The sequence below is a fragment of the Bacillus sp. MMSF_3328 genome, assembly GCF_030733525.1.
Lineage (GTDB): Bacteria > Bacillota > Bacilli > Bacillales > Cytobacillaceae > Bacillus_AB > Bacillus_AB infantis.
Genome location: NZ_JASHIV010000010.1, coordinates 116110 through 141548 on the forward strand (window position 1 = coordinate 116110; position 25439 = coordinate 141548).

The 25439-nt window shown below is 41.9% G+C and carries 25 protein-coding genes; all 25 read right to left on the reverse strand.

Annotated elements, in window-relative coordinates; all coding sequences use genetic code 11:
* Positions 1-170: 170 nt before the first annotated feature.
* Positions 171-1004, reverse strand: a complete 834-nt coding sequence (locus RBB45_RS16600) for an alpha/beta fold hydrolase (RefSeq protein ID WP_224951758.1) — start codon at positions 1002-1004, stop codon at positions 171-173.
* 13 nt (positions 1005-1017) lie between these two features.
* Positions 1018-1911, reverse strand: a complete 894-nt coding sequence (locus RBB45_RS16605; protein WP_224951756.1) for an ABC transporter permease — start codon at positions 1909-1911, stop codon at positions 1018-1020.
* 18 nt (positions 1912-1929) lie between these two features.
* Positions 1930-2877, reverse strand: coding sequence for an ABC transporter permease (locus RBB45_RS16610; protein ID WP_224951754.1), 948 nt, complete (start codon positions 2875-2877; stop codon positions 1930-1932).
* Between the two features lie 67 nt (positions 2878-2944).
* Entirely contained in the window at positions 2945-4582 is a 1638-nt protein-coding gene (locus RBB45_RS16615; protein ID WP_306009977.1) for an ABC transporter substrate-binding protein, read from the reverse strand.
* A gap of 23 nt (positions 4583-4605) precedes the next feature.
* Positions 4606-5826, reverse strand: a complete 1221-nt coding sequence (locus RBB45_RS16620; protein ID WP_224951750.1) for a dipeptidase — start codon at positions 5824-5826, stop codon at positions 4606-4608.
* A gap of 43 nt (positions 5827-5869) precedes the next feature.
* On the reverse strand, positions 5870-6955 hold the full coding sequence (locus RBB45_RS16625) for an ABC transporter ATP-binding protein (protein WP_224951748.1): 1086 nt from the start codon (positions 6953-6955) through the stop codon (positions 5870-5872).
* Complete coding sequence (locus tag RBB45_RS16630; protein WP_306009978.1) at positions 6912-7943, reverse strand: ABC transporter ATP-binding protein; 1032 nt, start codon at positions 7941-7943, stop codon at positions 6912-6914. The genes RBB45_RS16625 and RBB45_RS16630 overlap by 44 nt, the downstream gene beginning before the upstream one ends.
* Positions 7944-7960: 17 nt before the next feature.
* Positions 7961-8749, reverse strand: coding sequence for an IclR family transcriptional regulator (locus RBB45_RS16635; RefSeq protein WP_224951744.1), 789 nt, complete (start codon positions 8747-8749; stop codon positions 7961-7963).
* Positions 8750-8992: 243 nt separating this feature from the next.
* The gene (locus tag RBB45_RS16640) at positions 8993-9433 is read right to left on the reverse strand and encodes a cell wall hydrolase (protein WP_022543758.1); all 441 of its coding nucleotides are present in this window, start codon (positions 9431-9433) and stop codon (positions 8993-8995) included.
* Positions 9434-9564: 131 nt separating this feature from the next.
* Positions 9565-10668: a 5-methyltetrahydropteroyltriglutamate--homocysteine S-methyltransferase gene (locus tag RBB45_RS16645; RefSeq protein WP_129612328.1), complete on the reverse strand. Its 1104-nt coding sequence runs from the start codon at positions 10666-10668 to the stop codon at positions 9565-9567.
* Positions 10669-10808: 140 nt separating this feature from the next.
* Positions 10809-11726 (reverse strand): LysR family transcriptional regulator, encoded by a 918-nt coding sequence (locus RBB45_RS16650; protein ID WP_101547562.1) that lies wholly within the window; start codon positions 11724-11726, stop codon positions 10809-10811.
* 213 nt (positions 11727-11939) lie between these two features.
* The gene (locus RBB45_RS16655; RefSeq protein ID WP_306009979.1) at positions 11940-13268 is read right to left on the reverse strand and encodes a 6-phospho-beta-glucosidase; all 1329 of its coding nucleotides are present in this window, start codon (positions 13266-13268) and stop codon (positions 11940-11942) included.
* A complete protein-coding gene (locus RBB45_RS16660) occupies positions 13265-13594 on the reverse strand; it encodes a PTS sugar transporter subunit IIA (protein ID WP_101547560.1) in 330 nt (109 codons plus the stop codon). The genes RBB45_RS16655 and RBB45_RS16660 overlap by 4 nt, the downstream gene beginning before the upstream one ends.
* A gap of 83 nt (positions 13595-13677) precedes the next feature.
* On the reverse strand, positions 13678-13992 hold the full coding sequence (locus RBB45_RS16665) for a PTS sugar transporter subunit IIB (RefSeq protein WP_022543756.1): 315 nt from the start codon (positions 13990-13992) through the stop codon (positions 13678-13680).
* Between the two features lie 132 nt (positions 13993-14124).
* On the reverse strand, positions 14125-14868 hold the full coding sequence (chbG, locus tag RBB45_RS16670) for a chitin disaccharide deacetylase (protein ID WP_148950305.1): 744 nt from the start codon (positions 14866-14868) through the stop codon (positions 14125-14127).
* 12 nt (positions 14869-14880) lie between these two features.
* Entirely contained in the window at positions 14881-16230 is a 1350-nt protein-coding gene (celB, locus tag RBB45_RS16675) for a PTS cellobiose transporter subunit IIC (protein WP_009790987.1), read from the reverse strand.
* A gap of 14 nt (positions 16231-16244) precedes the next feature.
* Entirely contained in the window at positions 16245-16550 is a 306-nt protein-coding gene (locus RBB45_RS16680) for a PTS sugar transporter subunit IIB (protein WP_022543755.1), read from the reverse strand.
* A 240-nt stretch (positions 16551-16790) separates the two neighbouring features.
* Positions 16791-18731, reverse strand: coding sequence for a BglG family transcription antiterminator (locus RBB45_RS16685; protein WP_306009980.1), 1941 nt, complete (start codon positions 18729-18731; stop codon positions 16791-16793).
* A 304-nt stretch (positions 18732-19035) separates the two neighbouring features.
* A complete protein-coding gene (locus RBB45_RS16690; RefSeq protein WP_141195006.1) occupies positions 19036-19314 on the reverse strand; it encodes a hypothetical protein in 279 nt (92 codons plus the stop codon).
* Positions 19315-19408: 94 nt separating this feature from the next.
* Positions 19409-20149 carry a GntR family transcriptional regulator gene (locus RBB45_RS16695; protein WP_094767352.1) on the reverse strand — a complete coding sequence of 247 codons (741 nt, stop codon included), beginning with the start codon at positions 20147-20149 and terminating at the stop codon, positions 19409-19411.
* A gap of 65 nt (positions 20150-20214) precedes the next feature.
* A complete protein-coding gene (locus RBB45_RS16700; RefSeq protein ID WP_148950302.1) occupies positions 20215-21036 on the reverse strand; it encodes a PfkB family carbohydrate kinase in 822 nt (273 codons plus the stop codon).
* Positions 21036-21926, reverse strand: a complete 891-nt coding sequence (locus RBB45_RS16705) for a carbohydrate ABC transporter permease (RefSeq protein WP_306009981.1) — start codon at positions 21924-21926, stop codon at positions 21036-21038. The genes RBB45_RS16700 and RBB45_RS16705 overlap by 1 nt, the downstream gene beginning before the upstream one ends.
* Positions 21926-22810 (reverse strand): carbohydrate ABC transporter permease, encoded by an 885-nt coding sequence (locus RBB45_RS16710; protein ID WP_248138001.1) that lies wholly within the window; start codon positions 22808-22810, stop codon positions 21926-21928. The genes RBB45_RS16705 and RBB45_RS16710 overlap by 1 nt, the downstream gene beginning before the upstream one ends.
* A 64-nt stretch (positions 22811-22874) precedes the next feature.
* A complete protein-coding gene (locus tag RBB45_RS16715) occupies positions 22875-24155 on the reverse strand; it encodes an ABC transporter substrate-binding protein (RefSeq protein ID WP_306009982.1) in 1281 nt (426 codons plus the stop codon).
* A 56-nt stretch (positions 24156-24211) separates the two neighbouring features.
* Positions 24212-25186: an SIS domain-containing protein gene (locus RBB45_RS16720; protein WP_094767357.1), complete on the reverse strand. Its 975-nt coding sequence runs from the start codon at positions 25184-25186 to the stop codon at positions 24212-24214.
* Between the last annotated feature and the right edge of the window lie 253 nt (positions 25187-25439).

The window sequence follows — 25439 nt, forward strand, 5'->3', positions numbered from 1 at the left end:
ATCAGGATTGGAAATTTATATATATTATATTCCTATATTAAAATAAAAAGTAAGCGTTAACAAGTTCAGCGCATCAATAATAAAAAATAAAAAGCGTGATAAACAGCTTCTGCTGAGGCAGAATTTGTTCATACGCTCTCGAAAAGTTAAAAATAAATTAATCACGCCAATTAGGAATTCTGCTCCAAAAAATCCCTGACCAGTGTCAAGTATTTCTCATTCTCTTCATGTTGCGGAGAATGACCGCTATTTTCAAATATTTTAAGGTGGGAATTTGGAACTTCTTTTGCAATTAGTTCGGAACAAATGACAGGGGTGATCCAATCATGTCTACCGACGGTCACCAATGTAGGAACAATTATGTTTTGAAGATGTGGAACCAAGTTAAAATCTGGTTTATTGTACTGAAACGCAAAATTATGGGTTTCATACCGATAATAGATGGATTCCATTCTTTCTTTTACTGCTTCCTCATCAAATTCGACAGTGTAGAGCGGCTGGATTGCAGTGAACATTTCTTTTAGTTCCTTATTTGACTCGACTTTTCCATCAAATAAACGCCGAATTCCCTCTTCGTTTATCCCAGGCAGATCACTTTCAAGTGCCTGGTTTACGGATAGATGATCAAATTCACTATTTGCAGCTGTATCCCGCAGAAGCACATGTGTTACATTTTCTGGATACCGGATTGCATATTCAAGGGCGAGAAATCCACCGTAGGAACCCCCAAGTATTTTTATTGGTCCGCCAATCAACGTTTTTCTCATTTCTTCTATATCAGCAGTCCATTGCTCATGGGTAAAGGGCGGATTCCCCTCTGATCTCCCAGACCCCCTCATATCCATAAAAATCAATTTATATTTGTCTCCAAGCGGGGAAAAGGCTTTGATATCACCTCTGCAGTCCCCCAGTCCAGGTGCACCATGAATGAAGAAAATAGGGTCGCCTTCCCGGTTCCCATGAACCTCATAATATAACTCGTTTCCGTTTATATTCTTATACATATGCCTTTTCCTCCTATCGTTTTACATATTTTGGATCTAAGGCGTCACGAAGACCGTCTCCAAGAAAATTATAAGCCAGTACTACTATGGTAATCGCGGCCCCGGGTAAAATGCCAAGGACAGGAGCTGTCCAAATGTATTGCTGTGAATTCTGCAGCATGTTCCCCCAAGTCGGTGTTGGCGGCTGGATTCCCAGCCCCAAATAACTGATGGCGCTTTCGGTCAAGATTGCAGCAGCGATGGTTAACGTACCTGAAACAATGATTGATGGGATTATTTGCGGTATGATATATTTTGTCAGGATCCTTACAGGAGTTGCCCCCGATGCATTTGCTGCTTCAACAAATTCGTATTCCTTCCATTTAAGTGTCTCCCCATAGACCACTCTTGCAATTTCCATCCAGCTGCATAAAGCTATCACTACCACAACCATGACAGGCGTAGTCCCAAGGACAGTAAGTGCCACTAAAACAAAGAAGAAATTAGGGATAGCCATCATTGCCTCAGTTATTCTCATTAGGATTGCTTCTGCAGCCTTTCCGAAAAAACCTGCACACGCACCGACAAGTGTACCTATTATCAGTGCAAATAGCATGGCAGCCAATCCGACCAGCAGGGTCACCTGACCACCATGAAGCATACGGGAGAACACATCACGCCCCAAGTCATCTGTACCAAAGGGATGCATTATGGACCAGCTTGTCAAAGCCCCTGCTTCCTGTAATTCCTCAGGGTTTACAGGCCAAACAAATGGCCCTATGAAAACAAACAGATGGAGAATAATCAAAAACCATAAAGAGAAAAAAGCAACTTTATTTTGAAATATTCTGCTCAGAAGTGTTTGCTTTCTTTTTACTCCCTTTGTGCCCGCTGCTTTTGTGTACTCAGTCTGAGTAGATATTTCCACTTTATTTCACCTCCACCTTTATACATTGCTTACTCTCGGATCAACTTTTGAATAGACAAGGTCAACTATGAGATTACTTAAAATCACGATCAATGTAATTACAACTGTTACCCCCATAACCAATGGGTAATCTCTCCCTCTGGCAGCCTCCAGAATTAGTGTCCCGATTCCAGTCCATCCAAATATAGCTTCTGTGATAACTGCCCCGCTCAAGAGTCTTGGGATCAATACTCCAATTATCGTAATAACCGGAATCAGCGCATTTCTTAACGCATGAATATATAAAACAATTGATTCTTTCGCCCCTTTCGCCCGAACCGTGCGAATATAATTCTGGGAAATCACCTCAAGCATGGAAGATCTGGTGAAACGGACGATGTTTGGCAAGACAGTGGTGGTCAGAATCAGAACGGGCATAATCAGATGAGATATCCATCCCCATAAGTCAAAATCTGCACCTCTGGCACCTACTCCTGAAGATGGCAGCCATCCAAGCTTGATTGAGAGGAGCAGAATCAACATAAGGCCAAGCCAAAACGCCGGCACTGAAAGCCCTATTACACTCATAAAATTGATAACATGATCTTGAGCTTTTCCCCGTTTAATCGCTGATACCACCCCAAGCAATATTCCCAGGATTACGGAAATAATAATGGTGAATAATGTAAGCTCGAGTGTATATGGCAGGCGTTCTGCTATCCTTTTTAAGACCGGTTCACTGGATGTAAAAGAAATGCCTAAGTCACCCTGCAGAGCATCTTTGATCCATTCGAGATAGCGGATATGGACCGGCTGATCCAAACCTAATTTTACTGCCATTGCCTGTCGCTCTTCCTGGGTTGCTTCCATCCTCATTGTGCTTGCTGGTCCACCTGGTGCAAGGTTTATCAGAAAGAACGTTATAAGAGTTACTATCAGCAGCAGTATAAGACTTTGCCCAAAGCGATTGATCAAGAACCGCAGCATTTGCCCCTCCTCCTTTCAATATGGAATAGAAGTGTGCTAGTTATGCACACTTCTATTCTCAAGAATCCTATTCCTCAAGGTACCACTCATGGATATAATGAAGTGCATCACCAAAAGCCAGGTCCGGAACACCTTTCAGTTTGTCCATACGAACTTGGGCTTCTTGCGGGTACCATAGGAAGATATAAGGCAGCTCCTCTGCCATCAGCTTTTGTGCTTCGATATAAATCTTTTTGCGCTCTTCCACATTACTTGCCTCTGCACCGGCATCCAGGAGCTTATCCAACTCTTCATTTTGATAGGCTGGAATATTATTTCCTTTGATGTTAGCAGAATGCATATAGGCCGATAAATCAGGATCTGCCGGGTATCTCCACCAGTTCAGGCTCATCTCATAATCTCGATTTACCACTACATCCTGGATCATGGTGTTCCATTCCATGGCATTCAGCTTTACATCAAGGCCAATCTTAGTTAAGTACTGCTGGACCATTTGGGAAATCGATTCTAAATCTCCCTGAACCCCAATATCAAAGCTGATCGATAAAGGTTCACCTTCTTTATCCACTTTTCCATCGCCATCAGTATCTTTCCAGCCTGCTTCTGCAAGTAATTCTTTTGCTTTCTCAGGATCATACTCGTATCTTGTGACGTCATCTGTATAGTAATCTTTCAAAGCAGGAGCAATTCCAGCATCCGCGATTGTGCCATACCCCTTTAAGACTGTATCAATAATATTTTGACGGTCTATCCCATGAAGGATAGCCTGCCTTATTCGCTTATCCTGAAACTTCTCCAATTCCTGGTTCAGAATAATCCAGAAAAAACGGGGTGTTTCTCTTCCACTGACACTGACTCCCTCTGCTTTTTCAATCCTTTCAATAGCTGCAAGATCGTCAAGAGCAAAGATGGATAATTCGCCGCTTAATATCTGGGCGACATGAGTGTTTGCATCTGGCAGAACCTTATATTCAACTTCATCCAGAAGCGCTTGATCACCGTAGAAATCTTCATTTCGTTCCAAAACGATACTTTGCCCGGAGGTATAGCTTTTCAATTTGAACGCACCAGTTCCAACCGGTTTTTCTTTGTTGAAAGATGTTAAATCCCAGGGGTCTTCCCCTTCAAAGATATGCTTCGGAATAATTTCTGTATTAAAGCTTAAGTATGCCGGCAAAGCTGCTGCCGGGCTTTCAAGTAAAAACTTTACTGTATAGTCATCAACTGCCTGTACTTCTTTCAGCTTTTTAAAGTAAGAGGAATTATTAGCGCCTAATTCCTTATTCAGCACGATTTCATTGAAGGTGTAAGCAACATCCTCAGCCGTGAATTTTTCTCCATCATGCCAAAGCACATCGTCTCTTAAATGAAATGTCCACTCGAGCCCATCCTCAGATGTATCCCATTCCTTCGCTAGATCAGGAGAAGGTGACAAATCTTTTCCTGGCTGAGTCAACCCTGAAAATAAAACCCTGTTTACCACATTGGATTCCGCATAAGCGTTTGGATGCCAAGGGTTAAACGTTGGATCAGCAACAATGGGAATAGATACTTTGCCGCCTTTTTTTGGACCGCTCTCCGAATTGTCGGTATCTTTTCCTTTTTCGGTACCAGATGAAGCACTTTCTCCACCATAGGAGCATCCCGCCAGAAGAAAAAAGGAGAGCAAAAGGATAAATATAGATTTCCACTTCCTATTTCCCATATCATCAACCCCCTTAGAAAATATTATTTAGCCCATGTAGCTTCCAAGACTCTAAATATATTGCCTCCAGCAACTTTGCGAATGTCTTCCCTGTTGTAGCCTTTCTTCACAAGCCATCTAATGATGTTCGGGAAACACTCTGCAGGATTTTCAAGCCCCTTCACATATTCGACTTTTTTCATGTTGGGCATTTGAGCGCTTTTAATGGATAGTTGGCCGGATAAGAGATCGTGAGTTCCTACGTGGTCTCCGAATAAAGTATCAGGCCCAAATGCAACATGATCGATTCCTGCTAGATTAGCCGTATATTCAAAATGCTCCATAAAAGACTCGATATTATGTTCCGGATGGTTATGTGTAATAGTGGAATGTGGAGCAGCTTCAATCGCAATTACTCCGCCTTTTTCTGCGCAGGCCTTTATGACAGAATCAGGCTTAAGCCTTTTTGTATCCCAAAGAGCCCGAGCCCCGGCATGATTAATGGTGACTGGCTTCTCACTTGTTTCAATCGTATCTAGGGAAGTTTTATCTCCGGCATGTGAAACATCAATAGTAATGCCAAGTTTATTCATCCGGCGAACAGCCTGTTTCCCAAATACAGTCAGACCCCCGTCATTCGGCTCCCTCAATCCAGCGCCAAGCTGGTTTGCTTCTGAATATACAATCCCCATCGTCCGTATGCCAAAACCATAAAGAACATCTAATCTATCAAGCTCGTTCTCGATCATGGTTGAAGATTCAAGTGCTCCTACAAAAGCAATCTTGCCTTCCTTCTTCGCGCGGTATAGATCGGAGATGCTCTCAGCTTTTATGACCATATCCTGGTGGGCAATATCACTGAATCTTATTCCTAAGTCATGAATTACATCGGACCATTTCCAGCCAGCCTGCGATGTAATCATTGCAGTGCCATCCATGAAATTCTCAAAAATGACATCCAATCCTGACACACTTAAAGCTTGATACCCTGTCCAATCACGGCCCTGCCGTCTAAATTCATAGAATTCCTGCAGATTCTCAGGCATTACAAAAGTGTGTTCATGCATAGAAACAATATATTCTTCTTCAAGAATTTGCTGCACTTTCTCTTCTTCGTCTGGTGAAACCGGATAAACAAAGGGGTCCACCCGGTCATTTTCTTTTGAAAGTTTATACTCTTTGTAGTCGATACCTGGCTCTAAATATTGAAAAGATTTATAGCCATTATATACTTTTTTGTTTCCTTGCTTGATTATCTGGGACATGCAATCATACTCCTTTTGTTTTAATATTCTGAATTTAGTCTTTTTAGATCTCTAAGAATCTTCTGGATTTTGCAGTGTCAAGTGACTGGATTGCTTGTTTGAGTGTTTGACCGTTTTCTAAGGGGTAATGACAAGCGGCAAAATGGCTGTCTCTGACTTCTCGCAGTTGAGGAACTTCTTCGATGCATTTATTTGCTGCTAATGGACATCTTGTTCTAAAGCGGCATCCTGATGGCGGGTCAGCTGGGGACGGGACCTCTCCTTTTAAAACAATCCGTTCTTTCTTAAGATGCGGATCAGCTTCAGGGACGGTAGATAGCAATGCTGCGGTGTAGGGGTGTGCAGGGCTGTCAAAAATTTGGTCTGTCTCTGAAATTTCGACTAATTTCCCAAGATACATGACACCCACTCGGTCTGATATGTGTCGGACGACGTTTAGTCCATGTGCAATGAATAATAGTGTCAAGCCTAATTCTTTTTTTAGCTTCATTAACAGATTTAAAATTTGTGATTGAACAGAAACATCCAGGGCAGATACGGGTTCGTCCGCGACAACAAACTCAGGATTCAATGCAAGTGCCCGGGCAATACCAACTCTTTGGCGCTGGCCGCCTGAAAATTCATGGGGATAGCTGTGTATCCTGCTCGAATCAAGTCCGACCATATCAAGCATTTCCTTTACTTTCTGTTCTTTTTCTTTTCCTTTGGCTATTCCATGAATGTCATACATTTCCCCAATGATTTCCCCAATGGTAAACCTTGGATTTAAAGATCCAAACGGATCCTGATAAATGATCTGCATTTCTCTCCTAAGCTTTCTAAGTTCATGATTTTTATAGAGCAGAATATTTGAATCCTTAAAATACACTTGGCCATCGGTCGGCTCCTGCAGTCTAAGAATGTTTCTTCCGAGTGTGGATTTCCCACAGCCGGATTCTCCCACAAGACCTAAGGTTTCACCTTTGAAAATACTTAAGGATACGTCATCAACTGCCTTTAGGATCTTTTTGTTTTTGCTGAAATAACCACCACCTTTAATGTTAAAATGTTTTTTTAGATTTTCGATTCGAATAAGTTCCTTGCCGTTATTGCGGGGTTCCAATTTTAACACCTCCTTCTTCGGCTCCATTAAGCAATTTATTTTCAATCAGATAGTCTGTGTGCCAGCAGGCAACCTGCCTTCCACTTCTGTTTTCTAGCTCAGGCTCCTCATGATGGCATTTTTCTGTAGCAAAAGGGCATCTCGGTGCAAACCTGCAGCCAGGAGGAATTTCATTCAGGCTAGGAATCGAACCTTTGATTGAGTACAATTGGACACCCCGAGCCCCGTCCATTTTTGGTACAGAGTCGAGCAGTCCTTTTGAATAGGGATGAAGCGGCTGATTAAATAACTCCTTTGTTTCAGAGATTTCCATTATTTTTCCGGCATACATAATGATGATCCGGTTTGCCATTTCAGCCGCTACTCCAATATCATGTGTGATTAGCAATATGGACATATTTCTTTCTTTTCTCAACTTCCTAAGAAGCTCAAGGATTTGCGCTTCTATAGTAACATCCAAGGCTGTAGTCGGTTCATCTGCTATTAATAGCTCAGGTTCAGAAGCCAGCGCAATAGCAATCATGACCCTTTGCCTCATCCCGCCGGACAATTCATGGGAATATTGTTTTAACCTTGCCTTTGGATCCGAAATACCTACAAGCCTTATTAATTCTTCGGCTTTCTCCAGTGCTGCGTTTTTACTTACTGGCTGATGGAAAAGGATTGCTTCCGTTATTTGTCTCCCTATAGTGAACACGGGATTAAGTGCGGTAAGTGGTTCCTGGAAGATCATAGCGATTTTTGAACCTCTGATTTTTCTCATTTCTTCATTGCTTTTCTGTGTCAGCTCTTCTCCATAAAATTTTATTTGCCCATTCAGGATTTCTCCGTTTTCATACTCCACAAGGCGCATGATACTCATGGAAGTTACACTCTTACCACTGCCTGACTCACCGACGATGCAAATGGTTTCTCCAGGAAACATGTTAAACGAAACACCATCGACAGCCCGTACATATCCATTCTTCCCTTGGTAGCCAGTAACAAGATCCTTTACTTCTAGAATCTTATCCAAGATATCTCTCCTTTCAATCAAGTTAATTGTTTAATGATGCTGTTCCTTTTAGAAGGGAAGAAGATCTTGCTGAAAATAGATTCCATATTCGTGACATGCTCCCTCATAATTTGGAAGATGCTGTCTGCCTTATCTTCTGACAAACGATAGCTCGGCCCTGCAACTGATAGGGATCCGATTATCTGCCTTTTATTATCGAATAAGGGAACTGCTATTGCAGCCACTTCCTCAAAGGTTTCACCTGATGTATAAAACCAACCCTGCTCCTTGATGCTTTCCATCGTATGAAGAAAGGACTCCCTGCTGCCAATCTGCCTTGCTCCTGCCTTAACGCCTTTTTCTATAATTTCGTATTGGCTCTCAACCGGAAGATAGGCAAGAATTACTTTATGCGAAGCACCTATGTATAAAGGACTTCTTTTTCCCACCGATTCAGAAAACCTGACACTTTGTTCACTTTCAACAATTTTGACAAATAAACCCTGACTGTCATCAAGTATTGTCAAGACAACACTTTCTCCCGTCTCCAAAGCTAGCCTCTTCATAATTGGCTGGATCATTTCAGAAATTTTTATGTTTTCCTCCACCACATTGCCAAGCTCAATAAATTTGATCCCAAGCTCATATTTATGAGTTTCTGGATTATTAACAATAAAACCCTGTTCCTCAAATGTGCTCAAAATGCGATGTACGATTGTGTGGCTCATATTTAAATGCCTGGATAATTCTCTTAATCCCCATGCGGGGGTATCAAGAGAAAATGCACTAAGAATCTCCAGTGCTTTATTTACTGTCTTAGAACTCATTCAATTTCACAACCTTTTTTGGTTCTATTATAGAACCACTATATCATTTTTTGTAACTTTTTTAAATAATAATAACACGGCGAAAAATTTTGTAAAGTGATTTTTTTGTTATTTTTTTATTTTTCAGAAAATATAAAGCGGTTTATATTTAATACAACAGAAAAAACACACTACCTTGGCTAAACTTATGGCAGTGTGTTTTATGTCACAGTTGTTTATTAAATTTAAAAAACGTGGAAAATATCACCCGGAATAAACAGCCTCACAAGTCCCTGCCTTCGGTTCATAATAACAATGATTCTTGAACTGGCCGGCAAAAGGCTGATCATACCAAGTGGGAGGACAAGGGGCATACGGATTAAAATACCAGAGAGCATACTTCCCCGGATGCTGTCTCCAATAATCAAGGTTCTGCTTGGCTAATCTTCTCTCCGCTTCCCTTGCCCTTTGATAAAACACATTGCCCTTTTGAACGGCTTCAAAAGAATAATTTCCGCCCTGCACCTGAAAGATGACATCCCGAACAGATCTCAAATCCTTAAAATCCAAACAATTGGCTAAAAGACGGTTCACAATCACATTTCCCACATACAGCATCCCCTGCTTGCCTTCCCCTTCAGCCTCTGCCCGCATCATCCTGGCCATCAGATCCACGTCGGCACTTCGGTAATTCACTCGTGGCATATATCTCACCTCCATGACAGTGTATGATGGGGAGGCCTGTTTGAATGTTAGTGATTGTGGAATGGGGATGTCCTTTTTATAATCGGTACGAAAAAAAGCGAACAGCATCCATAAGCTGTTCGCTAAATATTTTATCCCCAAATTTCCTTAGAAATATCTACAATATACTTCAGCTTAGCCCACTGCTCTTCCTCTGTCAGGATATTGCCGTGATGGGTAGAAGCGAATCCGCATTGAGGGCTGATGCATAATTGCTCCAGCGGCAGATATTTGGTTGCTTCTTCTACACGTGCTTTAATGTTCTCCTTGTCTTCCAAAGTGCCATGCTTGGACGTGAATACACCCAGCACCACCAGCGGGCCGCCATTTGGAACGAACTCCAGAGGACCGAAATCGCCGGAACGGTCATCATCGTATTCCAGGAAAAATCCGTTCACCTTCTCTTTTGCAAACAATACAGGTGCAATCTTGGCATAGCTGCCTTCGAATGCCCATTTAGAGCGGTAATTCCCGCGGCAAAGGTGAGTGGTTACAGTCAGATCCTCCGGCTTATCCTCCAGCACACCGTTCACAACTCTTAATGCCAGGCTGATTAATTCCTCACGTGAATAGCCGCTGTCATTGAATGGAATTTCCGGTGCATTCAGGCCGGCGATGTACACATCATCAAATTGAAGGTAGCGGCAGCCTGCATCATAGAAGGCTTTGATGCTATCCTTGTAAGTCTGGATGATATCATTCGCATAATCTTCAACGTCCGGATAGATATCAAGGTTGCGGATGCCTGCGTTAAATAATTGGTTAGGGCTTGGGATGGTCTGCTTTGCAATCGCACGGTCACCGACAATTTCTTTAAATTCGATAAAGTCTTTAATATGCGGATGATCTTGGTTAAACGTAATTTTTCCTGTGACCCTCACATCATATCTTTCCGTTTCTTCCCCTTTGAAGGCAAAGCCATGATCCGGCACATAGCCCTCCACCCCATTCAAATGTTCAAGGAAATCGGTATGCCAGAACCGGCGGCGGAATTCCCCATCGGTGACAGCCTGAAGGCCGACCTCAATTTGCTTGTCCACAATCTTCTTGATTTCTTCTGTCTCAATAGCATGCAGCTCCTGGGCTGAAATCGTGCCTTCCTGGAACTCCTTCCTGCTCTTATGGATCCTCTCCGGGCGCAATAAGCTTCCTACATGATCTGCTCTGAATGGAGCTTTAACAAGTGTCTTAGTCATAATGAACTCCCTCTCCCCATATATCCAAGGCTTATAAAAATGCTGCCCTGGAACTTGGCTTGTTTTCATTAAAGTAAGTGTAGCACAGGGAAGTTCTTATAACGTAACACAATGTCGCTATGCTTTGTTATAGCTTAAAGCTATAACCCGCCAAGCTCTTCTTTTATGCTTTCTTTTAAATATTGAATATAAATATTCGCAAGCGGGCTGTTGGTCACATTTTTATGCGTGATATAACCCACATTAATCTTCTCATCCACCTTTAAGGGAATGGCTATGATATCCTTGCTGTTTAATTTATGGCTAATGACACCTGTTGAAATGGTATAGCCGTCCAGCCCGATCAGCAGATTAAACAGAGTGGCCCGATCCGTCACCCGGATATTCTTCGGCCTGGAAAGGGTGCTGAGAATCTCCTCGGAAAAATAGAAGGAATTATAGTCTCCCTGCTCATAAGAGAGATATGGATACGGATCCAAATCAGATAAAGTGACATAATCCCTTTCTGCAAGCGGATTTGTGGAGCTGATAAAAATATGGGGATCTGCCTCAAACAGCTCATGAAACTCCAGACTTCCTTCCCTCAGAAACTTATATATCACATTTCTATTGAATTCATTCACATACAAAATCCCGATCTCACTGCGCAGATTCTTCACATCGTCAATGATTTCATAGGTCTTCGTTTCCCGCAGGCTGAATTCATATTCCTCCGGATCATATTCTTTTAACAGGCGGACAAACGCACTGACCGCAAAGGCATAGTGCTGGGCAGAAACAGAAAAGTGCTGCTGCGGGGACCGTGCATTCGTATAACGGTTTTCAAGAAGCTCCGCCTGCTCAACCACCTGCCTGGCATAGCCAAGAAACTCTGATCCTTCAGGAGTGATGATAATCCCCTTATTGGACCGCGAAAAAATCGTGATTCCCACTTCCTCTTCCAGCTCTTTCAGTGCATTCGAAAGGCTGGGCTGGCTGATAAACAGCCTTTGTGCCGCTTTGTTAATCGAACGGCTTCTGGCTACTTCGATTACGTATTTTAGCTGTTGTAGTGTCATGGCTACTTCCTTTACGAAGAGTTTTTTTGCTTTAAAGCTGCTAAATAGTATATGTGGTGCAGAATTCTCCATAATTTCTAGCTGGTTTTGAGAAGATTATAAGGCAATCTACAGCAATAATCCATTAAATCCTTCTGGCGCTTACACACTTCTGATCCAGGTGTTGAAGCAAAAAGAAAGAATCCAGCCCCAGCAGCCAGATTCTTATGTATCCTATGCTTCTACCTTATTAAAAAACTGCGGCAAATGTTCTTTGTGGGCTTCAAGCATTTCGTCGACAATTTGCTTTGCCAGCTTGTCAGATGCAACTAAAGGATTGATCGTCAGTGCCAGGACAGCTTTATCATAATCTCCTGTGACAGCAGATTCTGCAGCGACTCGTTCAAAAGATTTGATCTGCTGGACCAATCCGCGGACCGGCACAGGGAGGTCACCCATGACAATAGGTCTAGGGCCGTCCTTTGTAATAATACAGCTTACCTCGACTGCTGAATCATCCGGAATGCTCGCTATCGCTCCGTTATTCACAGTATTCACAGGCTGGATATCGCGTTTATCATTGTTCATAGATGAAATCAAACGGACAGCTGCATCAGAATAGTATGCGCCTCCGCGTTTCTCAAGCTGCGGCGGCTTAATGTCCAGGTTGGGATTCTTATAAAGCTCAAAAAGCTCATTTTCGAGTTTTTGAACCACTTCTGCGCGAGTACCTTCCATTTCTGAATTTTTCAAGTCCTTTTCAACCATTTCTCTCGTTTTATAATAATACAAATGGTACGGGCATGGAAGAACGTTTAAGGCTTTGAGAAAAGATGGTTCCCATCCAATTCCCTGAACATTCTTTACAAAGCTGCTATTCTGCGGATCAGTGAGAAGGTCTATTACTTTTCCTTTTACACTCTCCCCATCCAGGTATACATCAAGGCCATATACCATGTGATTCAATCCGGCAAAATCGATACGGATACGGGAATGTTCCACATCAAGCAGTTTAGCGATTCCCATTTCCATTCCTATAGGTACATTGCAGAGGCCGACTACCTTTTTGATATTAGAATAGCGGAGCACCGCTTCCGTTACCATTCCAGCAGGATTTGTAAAGTTAATCAGCCAGGCATCAGGACACAATTCCTCCATATCTCTGCAAATATCCAAAATAACCGGTATAGTCCGCAAGCCCTTGAATAATCCACCAGGACCGTTTGTTTCTTGTCCCAGCACCCCATATTTTAAAGGGATTCTCTCATCCTTTGCCCGTGCATCCAATAAACCTACCCGAAATTGAGTCGTTACAAAATTGGCATCCTTCAAAGCTTGTTTACGATCAAGAGTCAGGTGAACCTCGATTGGGAGGCCTGCCTTCTGAACCATCCGTTTAGCGAGGTTCCCCACTATTTCAAGCTTCTCTTTCCCGGCTTCCACATCAACCAGCCAAAGTTCACTTACTGGCAGCTCATGATATCTCTTAATAAAGCCTTCAACTAACTCAGGGGTATAACTTGACCCCCCGCCAATGGTAGCTATTTTTAAACCTTTTTTCATGCATTCACACCTCCGGATAGATTTACGTGCTCATACAAGTCTACAAATTCGCCTGCCATGTCTTTTATCGTAATCGCATTCATAAGATGGTCTTGAGCATGCACCATTAACAAAGTAATCTCTGTACTTTCTCCTCTCACTTCCCTTTGGATCAGAGACGTTTGGATGAGATGCGCGCTATTCAGCTCATTAGCAGCTTCTTCAATTTTTTTTCTTGCCCCAGCTATATCCCCGCTCTTGGCAGCAGCAATTGCTTCCATGGCAGAGCTTTTCCCATTGCCGCCGTGAAGGATGATCTGAAAGATTGTCTCTTCGATGCCAGCCATAAAGAAAACATCCCTTTCTTCTATGATTTATTTATAAAAGACACGTTCTACCTATTTCATGTGCAAGAAGGGAACCTATGAAGCTATCCCTTTTGACCGTTGATCAGATCAATAGCTGCCTTTAAAACTTCCGGTCCATTGCACATTCCATAATGAACAGGATTAATAGAATCTACTGGTATATTTTTTTCCTCGCATAGCTTTTTCATTTGAGGCATCAAGTAACGCACCTGCGGACCAAGGAGCAATACATCTGCATTATCAATATGCCGTTTAACTGCATCTGCCCCTTCCGCCCAAATCTTTGCCTCAATGCCCTGGCTTTTAGCTGCTGTTTCCATTTTAGTCACCAATAAGCTTGTAGACATTCCTGCTGCGCAGCATAGCAAAATATTCATCCTCTTATTCCTCCCTGATTTGTTTATCTTGCAAAAAATGTCCTCCATAAAATTCATTAATTCTTTTTTTATCACTGAAATTCATCTAAACAGGTTCCGGACCATGCCAGTCCAGGAACCTGTTCATCCCTTTCAAACCACGGACTTAATAGAAACCTCCCTAAAGGATATAAGGTCTATGCCCTTGTCAGTAATGGCCGTTTGAACAGCAGGGTCGGTTAATATGGTTAGTTCTCTGACACGCTGCAAAGCATATGAACTGCCAGCATAGACCTGTTCATCAACAAAAGCAGGATGTGTCATTAACTCTGCAGTTTCATAAGGACGTGCTTTATCAAGCAGTTCGAGCAAATACTCTGTCGTCAGCTGATCTCCATAAAATTCATGATTAAAATATTGGACAGGCTGCAATGGGTTTGGATCTGAACTTACTTTTCTAATAGGCAATTGATTTTCCCTGGCTATTTTTTCTACAGCGGGATAAACATTTGGAAGTGAATGCACATGATGATGGCTGTCGATATGAGTGGGTATTATGCCAAAAGAAATGAACTTTTCAAATTGGCTTCTTAATTCAAGTTCAATTTCCTCTGGAATTCCATCCTCCTCTATTGCCGATATCCTGTTAAATTCTCCTTGGCTATTTACAAGCGAGGCCGCTTCATTGCTTACCGGCCTTCCGCAGGTCAACACGAAATGGATTCCCACTCCAAGGCCAGGGTTATTCTTCGCCAGGCCGGCAGCATGTTCTGCTCCAGGCATATTTGCCATTAATGTGGTTGAGGTAACCACACCATTTTGAAAGGCTTCAATGATTCCCAGATTAACTCCTTTTGAATAGCCGAAATCATCGGCATTGATGATTAACTTAGTCATTACTTCAGCTCCTTACATGCTTGCAACTTTTTTATTGGCATCGACTGGAGGCTGAAAACCGCCTTCTTCAACGAGCTTTTGTTTATCCCAGATGCGGAAGAAAGGATAATAGATGGTAAACGCTAAGGCAAAGTTTATTAATTGCAGGACAGCACCTGACATTTTTCCTCCTGCTGCCAAATATCCCCCGATAATCGGAGGCATTGTCCATGGAACCGCAATGCCTGCCGGTTTTGCGACCAGCCCTGTACTCATGCCAATATAGGTGGTTAAGACCATTACAAGCGGTGTTAGTACAAACGGAACGATCAAAATAGGGTTCATCACAATTGGCATTCCAAATACGACAGGTTCGTTAATATTGAATAGTCCCGGCCCGATAGCTAAACGGCCTAATTGCTTCATTTGCTTGCTTCGTGCCCTCAAAATCATCGCAAGCACCAATGCTAACGTTGCGCCGCTTCCTCCTATATATACAAAGATATCGAAAAATTGCTGTGTGAATATATTCGGCAAAGTTTCGCCCCCCTGGAACGCAAGGCGGTTGGCATCCATTGCTGAGAGCCAAATTGGCCCCATTACTCCTCCAACAATGGAAGCTCCATGTAATCCACAGGACCATAACAGCTGTACAAGAAATACTGCAACCAGGCTGCCAATCAAACTTCCGCCCAGAATGCCAAGTGGTTTTCCAAGCACTTCGCCAATGATATTATGCAAGCTCTGAAAATCCGTCTGCTCTACCAGCAGGCGAAGAACCCAAATGACCGTGATAACAATAAAACCTGGAATGAGTGCAACGAATGATTTGCTGACAGCAGGCGGTACGCCATCAGGCATTTTTATAATGATATTTTTTTGGATGATAAATCGGTATATTTCCGTTGAGAGCATGGCAATAAGCATCGCTACAAAAAGTCCCTTGCTTCCCATTAAAGCGGCCGGGATCGCTCCTCCTACAAGTACTGCTTCTGATGCTCCGTCTGGCGTAAAGGAGACCTGGTACGGTGTTGCCAAAAGAAATGCCGCAACAGAAATTGCACCTGCAGACAGCGCATCCACTCCATATTTTTCAGCAAGGCGGTAAGCTATGCCAAAGGCGGCAATCAAGGCCATAATATCGAAGGTCGCACCCACTGGATACATCAGCTTTGTCAGCCATTGATCACCGAATGTATTTGCCATGAAGTCGTCATAGCCGGGAATAGGCAAGAAACCCAGAATCAGGAATAATGAACCGACAATAATCAGCGGCATCGTCAGGATAATTCCATCACGGAGTGCCTGAAGATGGCGCTGGCCCGCTACCCTGCCTGCCACAGGCATCACCTTATTTTCAAGGAAATCATTCATTTTGCTCATTAAACTCACTCCCCCTATTTATTTACTAATTTTTCTGCAAAGCTTAATACTTCGGTCCCATTGCATGTGCCATAGTGAACGATATTAATTACGTCAACCGGGATCTTTTTTTCTTCACCCAGCTTCTTCAATTGAGGAAGCATAAAACGCACTTGAGGGCCTAGAAGCAGCACATCCGCCCTGTCAATATGATGGTGCACCGCATCACTTGAAACAGCCCAAATGGTATATTCTTTATCTTGTTCTCTTGCACTTTTCTCCATCTTTGTAACTAATAGACTTGTAGACATCCCGGCTGAACAGCACAGCAATATGTTCACTTTATCACCCCTCTTTTAAGTGGAATCTCCTTGCTCGTACCTTAATATTAAATTGAAAACGCTTCCATTAACACATACACTTTTTCCGTTGAGCAACGGAAATTTTTTATTAGACAATTCTGACTATTTCAGATTTCCTTCAGCTGAAGTAATTTTTTTAAACTTTATCTTCTTCGTCATTTCGTTTGTTTACAAACTTAAAAACACCATGCCAAGTTGACTGGCATGGTGGAACTGCATTTATTTTTTTTTGCTTAGAAAAACAGAGATAAACTCTTTATAGGTTTCACATTTCAATAAATGGTGTACCAGAGTGCTGTCCTCTACCACTTCTATCAGGAGCTTGTACATATTGACCAAGTCTTCTTTACTGTTTTTTCTTACACATAGCAAACAAACAAATTGAACCCGCTTATCATCCCAGTCGACAGGTTTCTGAAGTGTGCATATAGCCCAGAATGTTTCATCCGTTCGCGGCATAATCGGATGAGGTATGGCAACCAGGTTTCCAAAGCAAGTTGGAGAAACTTCCTCCCTTTCCAAAACAGCAGGCAAGAAGTGTTCATCAGTCAAACCCAGACCTGTTAACTCACTTGCTAAAAACTCTAATACTTCTTCCTTTGTTTCAAATTCCTTCTGCAGGAAAACCAGCTCTTTTCTTGTATAAGCGAAAGACTGTCCGGTATAATCATCCAGTACTCTTTCAATCTTTAATAAATCAGTTCCCCCAAGTATGGTGTTTACCTGAATGACCGGGACTGGAAGTTCTGAGGAAATGGGAACTGTACTGACAATAAAATCGATCGTGTCCAGCGGGATTTCATTTATTTTATAATATTCTGTTGTTCCTGCCAGCTCCAGCCTGGAACCAAATTGGGACTCCAGCTTGTGGTATAAAAGCCGGGCACTGCCGACTCCTGAAGCACAGACAATCAGACAGCGTTTGACTGAATGGTTTGCTTTGACTCTCTCCATCGCCGCACCAAAGTGAAGAGCCAGATAGGCGACCTCGCTTTCACCAATTTGGTATCCATATTCTTCTTTGATACAAATTCCAGCCAGGACGCCTGCCTGAAAGGCTACCGGATAGTTAGCTTTTATCGCATCCAGCATCGGGTTCCGGATATTCATGCCGAATCGGAACCGATTTAATGCGGGCTTAAGATGCAAACACATGCTAACAAACAATTCTTTATCATTTTTAATGCCCAGCTTTAGCTTTTGTTCAATCATAATCAGGATTTTTTTTGCCAGATTAAAGACTTCCTCATCAACAAGACTGCGTATTTCTGTTTCATTCAAATGAAAATGAGCAATCATTCTGATCCCCATTAAATGAATGGCTATATAGGCAATTTCCGACTCTGGAAACTCTACGAAAAGATGTTTATTTATTTCCTGGACTATTTCAGAAGCTACTATATACTCCTTTTGGTTTATGATTTCATGCATGTCTTTCGGGAATATCATTACATATTTTTCACATCGTATTCTGCAGCAGGCAATGGCAATATGAGTGATCAAATTATTCAGGCCCATGTCGGAAAGTGATATACCGCTTACCCTGACTTGATCAAGAATAATTTTTCGGATCAGCTGGACTTCTTCTTTTGGAAGAATGGACATGCGGCTTTCAAATAGGTCAAGGACCGTTTTTTCCCGATTGTAAATATACTGGGACATGCAAAAGCGAAGTTTAACTTCATCTCCCTTTAACTTGAGACCATAATTCGGCCGCTTCTCAACTGTAATAGCATACTGCTGTAAAATCCTTTTGGCCTCTCTTAAATCATTTTGAATGGAAGATTTGCTGATGAATAATTCTTCAGCCAGGTCATCCAGTTTCACATATTTATCAGCAAAAAGTAGCCGCTTGATCAGAAACTGGACACGATCTTCCGGAAGGTTCGGTATATGCCCGCTTTTTAATGAATCTTCTCCTGCAACTTGAGCCAGCAAATTTTGAAATTTGGCATCATCCCCAACAGTCAATTTATATCCAGTTCCGCGGACCGATTTAATTTCAGCGCCATTTTCAGCAAGCAGCATATTTAACTCTTTTATTGAATTCCTGATTGTACGGGAAGTAACCTGTATGATATTTGCCAAGTACTCGCTTGTGATTACATCATCTGTTTCTATTAAAGCTTTTAGAATACTGCTCATTCGGGTATTCAGCATTCTAATCTTCCCCCCACCAACAGTATTTTTTATCTATTTTGTAATTCTTTAGAACTATTGTTATAAGTAAACATCTGGAAGTTATTTTCCAGGATCCAAATACTTGTCATTAAAAATGCTTAGTTATCTAAATTATCAGAAATATATTAAGTTAATACCATTTTAATAGAAAAAAGTTTAATTTGGGCACTTTCACAAAAAAAATTGGGGTAAACAGACCATTAACCCGTCACCCGGCAAAATAAATAGGGAGCTGCTCAGAGCAGTCTCCCTATAAGTGCAATCAATCAAAACAATTTTAGTATTATGGCAAAAATGGCGCAAAATACACCAATAAATCCTGTTGCTTATTATAAGCAAAATATGTACACGGCTGCTGCCCAATTGGTGATGGAAAAATAACCTTCCCGCAAAGTGGGCAATTGCCTTTTAGTCTAAATTGATGTTTTACTCCTATTGGGAAAGGATGGCTATCATTGCCAAGCAGGAAAACAAAAGCCTTGCCATCCACTTCAAAATTGATTTCAAATCCCTTAAAACCAGATGATCTTGTGATATTGTAATTCGCTATTTCAAACTCCACTTATCTCATCCGCCCCCCTGAGAAGTACTTTTATCCATAACTTCCAGAAACTTTCGTTTCTAAGGGATTTTGAGTCCGGAAGTATAGTTATAGATCATTCAGGATTAATAATATGCTCTAACCTCAACTGTACACGTTCAGCAATCAGATAGTACTTTGAATAGTGGACAGGCAGATCCTGTTCACCATAAATCACTTTATCCACCAGGACAAGTAAATTGAAATTATTCACTTTTAAGTGTGTTTGCAATTCTTCGTCTGGATAGACAAATTCCAGGTTTTTGCGGACTCTTTTAAACTTAACAGCATACTCATCATGAATAATAGCAAAAGTAGAACTTTCTGGCGTTATTTTTTCTTCGATGCCTGGATAAAGATCAACAGGCAAATAGGCGTAATCTACGCTTAGCGCCTGGTCATTGCGGTAGACTTTCCGCACAAGTTCAATATACTCCTTATACCGGCTGTTAAAAATCTTGTCTAAATCCGGATTGCTTTTGATTTTCTGGATGGAAATGATATCTTTCGTTATCGTGTCATTTTCGGTTGTTAATCCTTCGGTAAAACCCTGCAGGTCCAATAAATGAATTTCTTTTCTTGGGGCACTTACAAAAGTGCCCTTGCCTCTGACAATTGTAAGTGTACCTTCGTCAACTAATTCCTTGATGGCGCGTCTGATAGATATGCGGCTGGCTTTGAATAAATCTCCCAATTCTTTCTCGGTGGGGATTCGATCTCCCTCTTTTAGTCCATGGCTTTTAATATAGTGCATCAGTCCGGTCATGATCTCTTCGTATAAATAAAGCTGATCTCGATTTAGATTGTCTTTTTCCATTGTCAACGCCTCAATATCTCAATTTTACAATAATTATACATGAATCCGCCCGTAAATAAAAAGAATCACATGTTTGCGGGATACCCAAATCCCCCATATTCCTGGCATGTCTTTTCAGCAGAACGGGTTCCTTTTTCAAGAGCCTTTTCTACATCGCCGCTCATGGCATATTCAGTCAGAAAGCCTGCAATCAAGCTGTCTCCTGCCCCCATTGTATCAACAACATTAATTTTCCTCAGTTTCTGCTTATAGATATTCTCTTGATGGACGAATACAGCCGGCTCTCCTCCCCTCGTCAGACCTATAATCTCAAAACCGAACGGGGCAAGTTCTGCAATAAATCCATTTAGTTCTGCTTCAGATAATTCTGCAGCTGAGAAAAAGGCATAAGTGATAGATGGAGCTATTGATGAAATATATTCCAGGTCTTTCCGGTTTGAAAAATCATACGAAACTTTAATCTCTTTAGCGATCTTTGCCAGTTCGCTTTCCATCGACGAATAGCAGCTCACATGGCAAACATCAAATTGCTTGATATAATCAATTTCCTCCGGAATCAGCTGAATTTTGAACCGGTGCTGGACAGTGTCTTTAGGCCCTCCCACAAACACCCGGTCATTGTCCTCCGTCAGCGCGACTTTGGGCTGGCCTGTGATGCCAATAGCATCCCTGGAAAACTGAAAGTCGACCCCCTCCTGCTGAAGTGCATGCTTTATATGCCGGGCAGGTTCATCTGTTGCAAATATCCCAATATAGCCGACACGGCTAGCACCGTTCCGCTTGGCATTTACAGCGACATTCACACAATTGCCGCCAGGAAAATATTCGTTCCGGTCCAAATAGCAGTCTACAACATTGTCACCCACAGCCATTAATTTCATCGTCATTATCCTTTCACCGAGCCTTCTGCAAGGCCTCGTACTAAATATTTTTGGAGAGCAATCAATAATAGAACCATTGGGACTGATGCTATGACCATGCCTGATAACAGGACACCCCAATCCGTTCGCAATGCATCCCGGAAGACCATCAGCCCTGATGGAATCGTCTTCAGTTCGCTGGAATTAATAAATACTGTTGCAAATAAGAACTCGTTCCAAGCATAAAAGGCGTTAATAATAACAGAAGTTATCACAATCGGAATGGACAGCGGCAAGTATATCCTCCAATAGATTCCAACCTCACTGCAGCCATCGATCAAGGCAGATTCTGACAGCTCATGAGGTATGGTAATGAAGAAAGCGCGGATCAGTATAATGGTAAGGGGCAATCGATAAGCGACATACGTCAGGATTAAAGCCCATCTTGTATCGATTAGATTAAACAGGGATAAAATCTCAAATAAAGGAATGAGAGCCACCTGTGGATTCATCATTAAACCGCCAATGATGAATAGAAGAGCTGCATCTATCCAGCGGCTGCGGTATCTGGCCAGAACAAAGGCTGCCATTGTACCTGTCATAACTGTAAGCAGAATGGAAAAGCCAGTAACATAAGCACTGTTCAAAAAGTAATTTTGAATCCCTTTTTCCCATGCTAATGCATAATTTTCAAAGTGCCATTCGCTGGGGAGCGCCCAAACATTTGAATAAATCTCCTTATAGCTTTTAAATGAAGAGATCACCATCCAAAAAAGCGGGTAGAGGATCATGATGGCGAAAATGAGTAATCCCAGGAAAACCAAATTTCTGGAAAGCCGCGTTTTACGAGTCAGCTGCCTTTTTTTTACGGCCGGGAAAGTTAACTCTTGGGTTTGAAGATTTACTATTTTCATCATCAATCTTCCTTTCCTGTTTTAGACACTTTAATCTGAATTAAAGCAAAGATTGCCGACAGCAGAAACATGGTTGTGGCGATTGAAGAAGCATAGCCCATATTGTCTTTGAAGAATCCATTCTGATACATATGAACCGCCAATGTCATCGAGCTGTTCCCTGGCCCCCCATTAGTCAGGATATAGGGCTCATTAAAGACCAGGATGGAGCCAGTAACGGTAATCAGCAGATTGACAAACATCGTTTCCTTAACCTGGGGAAGAGTAATGTGAAAAAACTGGCGTATTTTTCCTGCGCCATCTATATGGGATGCCTCATATAAGTCATGAGGGATCTTTTGAATGGCTACAATGAAAAGCATTGTAATTAAACCGATACTCTGCCATTGGGACATGGCAATAACGCTATAAATAGCCGTTGTCGAATTGCCAAGCCATGGTTTTCCAAGATCGCCGAGTCCAATTAACTCGAGGAAGCTATTTAACAATCCAATTTGCGGATTATATACAAAACCAAACAGCAGGGCGATAACAGAAATGGAGATCATCACAGGGATAAAGTAGATGATTCTGAGGGCTGGAGCGACTCTGCGAAACAACTTATCTTCAAGAATACTTGCCAGGATGAAGGCAAAGAATATTTGAAAAATCACTGAAATAACTCCATATTTCACATTGTTCCATAATGCGATTCCGACTACTTCATCTTCAAATAATTGCTTTATATGACTCATGCCCACAAAGGATTTTGAATCTGAAAATACGTTGAAATCAAAGAAGCTGTTATAAAAGTTCTGAATGAGTGGTATGTAGATGAAAATGCCCAGGAATAGTACAGTTGGCAAAAGAAAGAGAATTGGCGTCAAAGACATTTTTCTTAATTTCATACTTATTACCCACTTTCCCGATAATTAGAAAGCCCTGACACCCGAATGTCAGGGCCATCCTCTGTTACTCGCTCTTTTTCGCTGCTTCTTTTTGAACCTCTTTCATAATATCTTCCGGCGTTTTTTGTTTCGTAGCCAGTTCCTGGCCGCCGCGCATAAAGATGTCGGCAATCGTAATATCAACGGCATTGTCAAACCATGGTACTGTCGATGCTGCATCCAGCACTATTTGATAGGCTTCATAGCTGGTAGGACTTGTGTTTTCCTCAGTCACGCCATTCTTTACAGCATTCAGCTGGCCATCTGTTTTCGTAAATTCCTGAGCCGTTTCCTCGGAAGTCAGGAATTTCAAAAATTCAACCGCTTCTTTAGGAGCATCCTTGCTAAGCATCCAGCCTTCAGGCGCACCAGTCAGCGAATCAGCCCGTCCTGCCCCATCCGTAACTTCCGGAAAGTTGAAAAATCCAATGTCTACATCGCCAATGTCCTGAACCAATCCTACTTCAGCAAATTGCATATACAAAATTGGCACTTCTCCAGCAGCAAACATATTTCTGGCAGCTTCATGGTCAATAGCGGTAGATACATCTCCCATAAAACCAGTCAGCTCCTGGAATATTTCTAAACCGCGGATATATCCTTCATCTGTGTATGGTGTATCACTTTCCAGATTATAGTCTGCCTCCCGCACTTCAGGATCTACTACTCTATCAAAAATGGTACCCAAGTAGTGTGAGATAGCCCAGGCATTCGTCAGCCCTTCGACAACAGGCGTTTCATAACCCGCAGACTTTAATTGCTCTAATACATCCACCAGTTCATCGTATGTTTTTGGAACCTTAATATTATTTTCCTCAAAGATCTCCTTATTGTAGAAGAAGGCTTTTCCATCTACTGTAAAAGGAATGCCGTATGTGCTGTCATCAAAAGTAAATCCGGCATATTGGGACTCAAGAATACTGCCGCTCCACTCTGTGTCTTCATTCATGATGTCATTAAGTTCCTTAATCCGGCCGGAACTTACCAGATTTTCAGCGAAAGAGTCTGACCAGGAAGAGAAAATATCCGGAAGGCCATCATTTGATACTAAAACCCGTATCTTTTCTTTATAAGAATCATTCAAGACAGAATCTACATTAATAGTGACACCTGGATGCGATTCCTCAAACTCTTTGATTTTTTGATCATAGAATGATTTTCTTGGTTCATTTGGCCAGCGGTGGAAGAAATCAATAACTACATCATCGCCATTCGATTTTGAGCCTGAGTCAACAGATGAGTTACATCCTGCCATAATACCGGCCGCGATAATGCCGACTAAAAGAATGCTGAACATTTTTTTCATATGATCGCCTCATTGATATAGTTATTTTTAAAGATTTTACACCAATTCCAATAGAATTAATACTCCATTTTCCACATGTATCTTCTTACTGAAAGAGGATGTCCTGTATGTTCTGCCAGGCCATCAGCATAAAGCCTCATGACGGGACCTGTTAAGGCCGGGCCAAAGTACTCCTTCAAATCCTCATCGACTCCGCTGTAATCAAATTTAGAAGCATCTACTACTTCTACTTTCTCACTGTACTTAGTTACGAAATCCAGTGCCCGCTCATCCAGTGGCCTGCTTGGGCCTTCACCCGCGATCAGAAGGAATGGAACATCAAAGTCTGTAATTTCAAATGGGCCATGGAAATACTCTCCGGAATGAATAGCATTTGAATGAATCCACAGCATTTCCATCAGCAGGCAGCTGGTGAAGGAATAGGCATGGTGGATATAAGCCCCGCTTGCCATCGTATAGATGGTCTTCTCCCTCTTATTGCGTTTGCCGAATTCAAAAGCGGCTTCTTTAAACAGCTGCTGGTTCTTCTCGATCAAATCTCCCAGATTGCTTAACTGTTCAATTCCTCTATCATACTTTTCGTCACCAGTAAATGTCTTTAACAGCTTGAAAATAAATGTGTAATAAATACCGATTTCACCGTCAATGGCATCTGATCCATCTTTGTAATTGTAGTGAAGGACATATTCTGCTTCTTTGCAGAGCGGAGATTCAACTTCCATAGAGATGGCGACAGTCAGTGCGCCTTTACCCCGGGCATATGTAGCTGCTTTAACTGTTTCTGGCGTAGTCCCTGAATGTGAGCGCAGGATAACCAGGCTGTTTTCATTTAGTGCTTTAGGATTTAAATGGACAAATTCATTAGAAGTATAAACAAAGCTCGGTTTCCCCGTATCTTTTGTGATGAAATAATCTCCAAAAGATAGAGACGCCATCGATCCGCCGCAGGCTACGAAAAATACATTCTGAATATTTTTGTTCTCAATGGCTTCAATGGCTAATTGGATTTGATTAGTATGTTCCTGTTTCATTACTCCCCCCTCCTTACTATTGTTTTTGATTGGCGATTTAGAAACTGATTGTGTCATACTAGCACCTCCGGTTTTTTATGATGTCCTATAACATCATATTGATAATTATAGTACGTCATATGATGTTATGGGTCAACTGTATATTTGAAATTTTCTGTATACTTTTATATACAAATTACGACAAGCTTTTTATCATATTGTAGGATTTTTATTGATTATGTCATTAATTGAAAAAAAGATGCCTGCCGCTTCC